At 56.4% G+C, this 2,581-nt stretch carries 5 protein-coding genes; all 5 read left to right on the top strand.

Annotated elements, in window-relative coordinates; all coding sequences use genetic code 11:
• Nucleotides 1-340 (top strand): hypothetical protein (locus AC3A56_RS17550; RefSeq protein WP_487771213.1); only part of this gene is annotated, 340 nt, incomplete at its 5' end.
• A gap of 54 nt (nt 341-394) precedes the next feature.
• Complete coding sequence (locus tag AC3A56_RS17545; RefSeq protein WP_082585301.1) at nt 395-784, top strand: hypothetical protein; 390 nt, start codon at nt 395-397, stop codon at nt 782-784.
• A gap of 363 nt (nt 785-1,147) precedes the next feature.
• Nucleotides 1,148-1,567 (top strand): hypothetical protein, encoded by a 420-nt coding sequence (locus AC3A56_RS17540; protein WP_487771212.1) that lies wholly within the window; start codon nt 1,148-1,150, stop codon nt 1,565-1,567.
• A gap of 18 nt (nt 1,568-1,585) precedes the next feature.
• A complete protein-coding gene (locus AC3A56_RS17535) occupies nt 1,586-2,005 on the top strand; it encodes a DUF4279 domain-containing protein (protein ID WP_082585192.1) in 420 nt (139 codons plus the stop codon).
• 80 nt (nt 2,006-2,085) lie between these two features.
• The gene (locus AC3A56_RS17530; protein ID WP_487771211.1) at nt 2,086-2,463 is read left to right on the top strand and encodes a hypothetical protein; all 378 of its coding nucleotides are present in this window, start codon (nt 2,086-2,088) and stop codon (nt 2,461-2,463) included.
• Nucleotides 2,464-2,581: the final 118 nt, after the last annotated feature.

The following is a 2,581-nucleotide window of genomic DNA, read 5'->3' as shown; positions in this document are numbered from 1 at the left end:
CAACTCGCCAGTCAGGCCACCGCAGTGGAGGCCTGACTTAAACCAAACAGCCTCCACGAAACCCGGGGCGATTCATCATTCATTGCAAGGCTATCGCCCTGAGCTCGACGATATCGTCGTGCAATGGATTCAAGAGCGCGTCAAATACGTAGGTGTCGTTGGCGTCGATGCCTCACGGATCGAGGACATCATTGATGACCTATGCGTGGGTGATGGCTCAAATTCCTACTTCATGGTTACCGTGTCTCACGGTCCAAGCGAAACCCTGCAAGATGCTATCTTTTTTGCAGAACAAATCTCGGTAGAGCAAGCCGACGGTGTGCGCGTCGTCGAGTTCTAACATCTCGTTCAAGGCGGACGGCTTCGCCGCCGCTTAACTCCAGCGTTAGGCCCCATGGAAAATTCTGAGTACTTCGAACCATTGCTGACGTACCTCAAGAGGGTTCCAGCTGTATCTGCCAACATCGGCTCGGGCAAGTTCGAGAGCGGAAATTGGTGGGTAAAGTTCTCGCTCGACATCAGCCACTCTTTGGCTTGGGCAGTGGTTCAAGAATTTGGCCATGTGCTCAACTATTTGTCGTTAAACGAGCCCCTGCCAACAATCTTCAAGCCGGTTTCGCCGCCCCCGTACATGAACGGCGGTCCTGAGCACTTCCTCTCATGGGTCATCGAATCGTCAGATCCGTCTTTCTCCCCAGCGTCCGCATCAGAATGGCTTGAGGGGCGTCTTCCGCGTCCCGTAGAAGACCTAGCAGAGTGGGAGTCCGACGACGATGAGGCCTAACCGTTCGTTCGAGGCGGACGGCTCCGCCGCCGCTCAACTCCAGCGTTAGGGATCAGGTGAAATTGACGTCTAGCCTCGAAGAGCCAAGTTATTCCTGCATGTTCTGCACTAAGGCCATCGAGGCCGGCGTACTCGATCCATGCGCCATCCACTTGGTTGCTCGCACGAATCGCCTACGTAGTGAGCAAAAAGAGCAGACCTTCTTCTGTCACATCGCTTGCTTGCAGGCGGCCGCGTCCATTCATTCGGCAAATTTCTATATCGTAGAGCCAGATTTTCCTTCGGTTGGTGAGCTCGCTGCTCCCTAACCAGTCATCCAAGCGGACGGCTGCGCCGCCGCTTAATTCCAGCGTTAGAGCCCTCATGAAATTTTCGCAGCAGCTAGCAAAAGTTGAATTGGTGGCCCTTGCCTCGCTGGTCGTGGCTGCCGTTGCCTTGGCCAGCTTCGCTGCAATTCAAACGTCACTGCACCCCGGCCCCCTCTTCAACATCATCGACTCCGTGAGAGTTGTCTTTCTCTACACGCTAGCCATCGGCTGCATCCCGGTCGTTGTCTTTGGGGCTCCGCTATATGCGGGTTTGCTCTGCCGGGGCCGAGCATCCTGGTCAGCCGCCTTTGCCATCGGTGCTGTCCCAGGAGCAGTTCTCCTCTTCTTCGCAATTTCACTGGGGTTTTGGGCGCTGGCTTGCGGTATCGCTGTGGCGCTGGCGACTCACGCAATCTGCGCATCGGGCTCTAACCCGTCGTCCAAGCGGACGCGCGAAAAGCCGCGCGCCGCTTAACTCCAGCGTTAGCACTCAATGACAGATTCCAACAACTGCTACGCATACTTTGGCGTTTACGGAGACGCGATAGATCCGCCTGCCCTGTCTGCCGAGCTTGGCGTCGCCCCTACACAGGCCTGGCTCAAGGGCGAGTTGGATCACAGGCGCCGGGAACGGAGAACAGGGCATTGGGCGCTGTATTCCAGACTTGCCCGCACGGCCGAACTTGAAGAACACTTGCTTGATGTTCTGGTACAAATGGATGCCAACGCGCCCGCGTTTGCCGCGGTCAGCCAGCGCTTTGGCGGCACATTGCAGCTGGTTGGTCATTTTCATGACTTGGGCGCTGGCCTCAACCTTTCCAGGGACGTCGTATCTCGTCTCGCCTTCTACGGCGTGCAGCTGGACCTCGACTCTTACTATTTGTACTCAGACAGCCGGGAGTGCACGGATTGATCGCTAACAATTCATTCGAGGCGGACGGCTTCGCCGCCGCTCAATTCCAGCGTTAGCCAATGGAAAATGCTCTCCTATACATGAAAGTGATCGCCGTTACTCACGGCATACTTGGCTATTTCGGCGGCGCCGTCGCGGCCTCTCCTGAAATCCAGGCGGACGTCATCTATCAGGATCGAAATCCGCTGGCAGGTGACGTAAAGAAATGCTTGGTCTATGGCATGTGTTTTTGTCTGGTGCTCTGCGGCCTTTGCCCGTGGTTCAAGCCATCCGCAGCCCCACTGTGGGCATGGCTCGCCCTTGGCTTTCATCTACTCAGCGGTGCGCTCGACTTTGCAACACAGCGAGGACGCTTCTACTGCTGGCGCTGCATGGCAACTGGTATTACCGTCAAGACTATTGCAGCTGTTGCACTTACTTACCTTGCCGCCATTCTTCCGCCAGTGGCCAATGGCTAACTACTCGTTCAAGGCGGACGGCTTCGCCGCCGCTTAACTCCAGCGTTAGGGTCCACTCATGGAACGTAGCGGTTTGGCCTGCATTTTGGTCGCCTTGCTCTGGGCCGCTTGTCTTCCT

This window comes from Rhodanobacter sp. Soil_C_14, assembly GCF_057657335.1.
The sequence above is the reverse complement of the archived record's forward strand: the minus strand, read 5'-3'. Positions and strand labels throughout refer to the sequence as shown.